The 4303-nt window shown below is 74.5% G+C and carries 3 protein-coding genes; all 3 read right to left on the bottom strand.

Annotated features, from left to right (window positions below; genetic code table 11):
• Nucleotides 1-145: 145 nt before the first annotated feature.
• From AAHZ94_RS29370 to AAHZ94_RS29360, 3 genes are read right to left on the bottom strand one after another with little or no spacing between them, the layout of a single operon-like run.
• Nucleotides 146-2362: a dipeptide ABC transporter ATP-binding protein gene (locus tag AAHZ94_RS29370; protein ID WP_349996703.1), complete on the bottom strand. Its 2217-nt coding sequence runs from the start codon at nucleotides 2360-2362 to the stop codon at nucleotides 146-148.
• On the bottom strand, nucleotides 2359-3348 hold the full coding sequence (locus AAHZ94_RS29365) for an ABC transporter permease (RefSeq protein WP_349996701.1): 990 nt from the start codon (nucleotides 3346-3348) through the stop codon (nucleotides 2359-2361). Before AAHZ94_RS29365 ends, AAHZ94_RS29370 begins: the two co-directional genes overlap by 4 nt.
• A complete protein-coding gene (locus tag AAHZ94_RS29360) occupies nucleotides 3345-4277 on the bottom strand; it encodes an ABC transporter permease (protein ID WP_349996704.1) in 933 nt (310 codons plus the stop codon). Before AAHZ94_RS29360 ends, AAHZ94_RS29365 begins: the two co-directional genes overlap by 4 nt.
• Nucleotides 4278-4303: the final 26 nt, after the last annotated feature.

Genomic DNA, 4303 nt, shown 5'->3' with positions numbered 1-4303 from the left:
CCCCCCCCCCGCGCCCCCCCGCCGGGGGGGGGGGCGCGCCGCCGGGGGGGGGGGGGGGGGGGGCGGGGCGCGCGGGCCCCCCCCCCCCCCCCACCAGAAGGGGTGAACGGTCGTAACTTTTTCGACTCGATCCCGTTGCCGCGCGCTATACGGCAGCTTTCGCGGAGGTGAGTTGGGGCACCGCGGCCAGTAGGGACCGCGTGTAGGGGTGCTGCGGGGCGTCGTACACGGCGTCCGTCTCCCCCTCCTCGACGACCTGGCCACCGCGCATCACCGCGACCCGGTCGCTGACCTGGCGCACGACGGCGAGGTCGTGTGCGATGAACACCAGGGCCAGGTCCAACTCGCGCTGGAGGTCGCCGAGCAGCCGCACGATGTGCGCCTGGGTGGTGACGTCGAGCGCGGAGACCGGCTCGTCACAGACGATCAGCCGGGGTTCGGGCGCGAGCGCCCGCGCGATGCCGACCCGCTGTCGCTGGCCGCCGCTGAACTCGTGCGGGTAGCGGTGGTACCAGTCGGGTTCGAGTCCGACCCGCTCCAGCAGCCCGCGCACGCGCGCGAGGATCTCCGCGTTCGACAGGGCGCCCGCCGCACGGAGCGGGTCGGCGATGGATTCGCCGATGCTGCGGCGCGGGTTCAGGGACGACACCGGGTCCTGGAAGACCATCTGCAACTCGCTGCGGAACGGGCGCAGTTCGCGCTCCCGCAGCCGGCCGATCTCGCGTCCGCGGTAACGCAGTTCGCCGCCGGTCGGCTCAAGCAGCCGCACCAGCATCCGCCCCAGCGTCGTCTTGCCGCTGCCGGACTCGCCGACCACGCCCAGCGTCTCGCCGGCGCGCAGCGTCAGCGACACGTCGTTCACGGCGACCACGGAGGCGCGCCGCTTCCCGAACACCCGGCGCAGCGCGACCGCTTCGAGCAGCGTCTCAGCACCGTCAGCGGCGTCCGCGGCGGCAGCCGTCCCCGGCCCGACCGCCCGGGCCGCGGCAGCACCCCCCACGGCGGCGCCGGCCGCGGAACCGACCGCGGAACCCGTCTCAGGAGCAGCCGCAGAACCGCTCTCCACCGCGCCCTCAGAGCCACCCTCGGAGTTACCTGTTTCTCCCTTGCTGATCTCGGCCTTGCTGATCTCGGCCTTGCTGACCTCGGCGCCGCCGAGCACGGCCCCATCGGCCCAGGCCCCGTCTGCACCGGCCTCACTCACGCCGGTCGCACCGGTCTCGCCCGTACCGGTCGCACTGGTCGTACCGGTCGAACCAGTCGTACGGGTCGCACCAGCCACACCCACACCACTCGCACCCACCCCGCCCGCGTTCGCAGCCCCACCGCGTCGCCGTTCGACCCGCGGCACCGCCGCGAGCAGCGACCTGGTGTACGGCTCGCGCGGCGCGTCGAGCACCGTGCGGAGCGCGCCGCGTTCGACGGCCCGGCCCGCGCGCATCACCAGCAGGTCGTCCACGCTGGAGGCGGCGACCCCCAGGTCGTGGGTGACCAGGATCAGGCCCATGCCGGTCTCCGCGCGGAGTTCGGCGAGCAGGGCGAGGATCTGGGCCTGCACGGTGACGTCGAGCGCCGTGGTGGGCTCGTCGGCGATCAAGAGCTTCGGTCGACAGGCCAGCGCCATGGCGATCAGCGCCCGCTGCCGCATGCCGCCGCTGAACTCGTGCGGCCGGGAGCGGGAGCGGCGCGCCGCGTCCGCGATGCCCACCCGGTCGAGCACCTCCACGGCCCGCGCCCGCGCCGCGCGCCGGCTGGCGCCGCGGTGGTGCACCCGGTACACCTCGGCGATCTGGTCGCCGATGGCCAGGTAGGGGTCGAGCGAGGACAGCGGGTCCTGGAAGACCATGGCCGCGACGCCGCCCCGGATACGGCGCAGTTCCGCGTCGTCGACGGCCGTGACGTCCCGGCCCGCGATCCGTACCGCGCCGCTGACCTGCGCGCCCGTCCCGCGGTGCAGGTCGAGCAGGGCGAAGGCAGCGGTGCTCTTGCCGGAGCCGGACTCACCGACGATGCCGAGCGCGGCCCCGGGCTCCAGCGTGAAGGACAGCCGGTCCACGGCCCGTACGGCACGGCCCGGCTCCGCGCCCGGCGCCCCGTCGGCGTCGCCGCCGACCGGAAAACCGACGCTGAGGTCGACGACCTCCACCAGCGGCTCACCGACGGGCCCGGCAGCGGACCCGGCGGGCGCCGAACGCGGCGCGGCGGCCGGTCCGCCCACCGCAGCCGCGGCCTCCGTAACCGGTGCGGAAACCGCCGCGGCCCGCTCCCCCACCGCAGCCCGCTCCCCGGTCCGCTCCGTGGCCGGCCCCGCGGCACCCCCCACCGCGGCACCCCCCGATCGCTCGGTCTGTCGTGTGCTCATGTCAGGGTCACCCTCCGATCGGTTGCGGCGTAGAGCAGGTCGGCGACGATGTTGGCGATGACCACGGCGGCGCCGGTGACCAGCACCACGCCGATCACCACGGGCAGGTCGACGTCGCGCACCGCGTGCACCAGGAGCTGGCCGAGGCCCGGCAGCCCGAAGAGCGTCTCGGTGAGCATGGCGCTGCCGAACAGGGTCCCCAGGTCCATCGCGGTCAGCGCGATCACCGGGGGCAGCGCGCCGCGCAGCGCGTGCCGGGTGACGATGGCGCGCTCGGAGACCCCGTACGCGCGGAAGGTGCGGATGTGGTCGTCCGCCAGCGTCTCCAGGAGCGAACTGCGGGTCAGCCGCGCGTACTTGGCCGACTCGAAGAGCGCGAGCGCGGTCCACGGCAGCAGCATGTTCCAGGCCCACTGTTCGGGGTTCTCGGTCAGCGCCACGTACGACGGGAAGGGCAGCCAGCGGAGTTGCACGCAGAAGAGCATGAGCAGCAGCAGGCCGATGATGAACACCGGGGTCGCCGTGCCGGCCAGCGTGACCCAGGTCAGCACGCGCTCGGTGATCCCGCCCCGGCGCAGCGCCGAGACCAGGCCGGTGCCGACCCCCAGGATCAGCCACAGCACCATGGCGCCGAAGGCGAGCGACGCGGTGACCGGGATGCGCTGCGAGATCAGCTCGGTGACCTGCTGGTCGTTCTGGTACGACAGCCCGAAGCAGGGCGCGTTGCAGTGCAGCACGCTGGTGCCGGTCGAGTAGTCGTGGCCGGTGAACAGGCCCTGGATGAAGTGCCAGTAGCGCGCGTACAGCGGGTCTTCGAGCTGGAGCTGGTCGCGGACCTGGGCGATCTGCTCGGGGTTGCAGCGCGGGCCGCAGGCGAGCTTGGCCGGGTCGCCGGGGACCGCGTAGAACAGCGCGTACACGACGACGGACAGGACGAACAGCACCAGGACGGCGCCCAGCACCCGGCGCAGCAGGTACGTGGTCATGCCGGGTCCCCCTTCCGGGCCTTGCGCGGGCGGCGGCGGCCGGCGCCGAGCCGGGACGCCTCGCGCGGGTCGAGCGCCACCCGTAGGGCGTCGCCGAGCACCGTGAAGGCGAGCACGGTGAGGAACAGCAGGCCGGCGGGGAGCAGTACGTAGGCCGCGTCGGCCCTGAACCAGGTCGTCGCCGACGACAGCATCTGCCCCCAGGACGGGGTGGGCGGCCGGATGCCGACGCCCAGGAAGGACAGGCTGGCCTCGGCCACGATGTTGCTGGGCAGCAGGATCGCCGCGTAGGTGATCACGGGCGCCGCCAGCGAGGGCAGCAGTTCGCGGCGGGCCACCCGCAGCGGCCCGGAGCCGCCGAGCCGGGCCGCTGCGACGAAGTCGGCCTTCTTCAGCGAGAGGGTCTGGGCCCGCACGATGCGGGCCGTGCCGGCCCAGCCGAACAGCGCGATGACCAGGATGAGCAGCAGCGGGCGCGGGAAGTCCCCGGGCACCACGGCGGTCAGCGCGATCACGAACGCCAGCGTGGGCAGGGCGAGGAACACATCGCTCAGATGGCTGAGCACGCTGTCCACCAGGCGGTTGCCGAGTCCTGCGGCGATGCCGAGGCCGACGCCGAGCAGCACCTGGAGGACGGTGGCGCCGAAGGCCACCAGGAGCGAGATGCGGGCGCCGTAGACGAGGCGGATGAACAGGTCGCGCCCGGTGCCGGGTTCGACGCCGAGCCAGTGCTCGCCGCTGATCCCGCCCCAGGAGCCGAGCGGCACGCCGCCGCGCGCCGAGTCCACCAGGTCGTCGTGGTACGCGTCGGGGTCCTGGCCGGTCAGCGCGGACAGCAGCGGGGCGGCCAGCGCGAGCAGGACGAGCAGGGCGAGGCCGGTGGCGGGGGGGGGCCCGGGCCCGCGCCGCCGCCGGCGCCGCCCCCCCACCCCCGGGGGGGGGGGGGGGGGGGGGG

It is taken from the genome of Streptomyces sp. HSW2009 (assembly GCF_040240285.1).
Lineage (GTDB): Bacteria > Actinomycetota > Actinomycetes > Streptomycetales > Streptomycetaceae > Streptomyces.
Note: the sequence above shows the minus strand (reverse complement) of the source record. Positions and strands in the feature narration are given on the sequence as shown.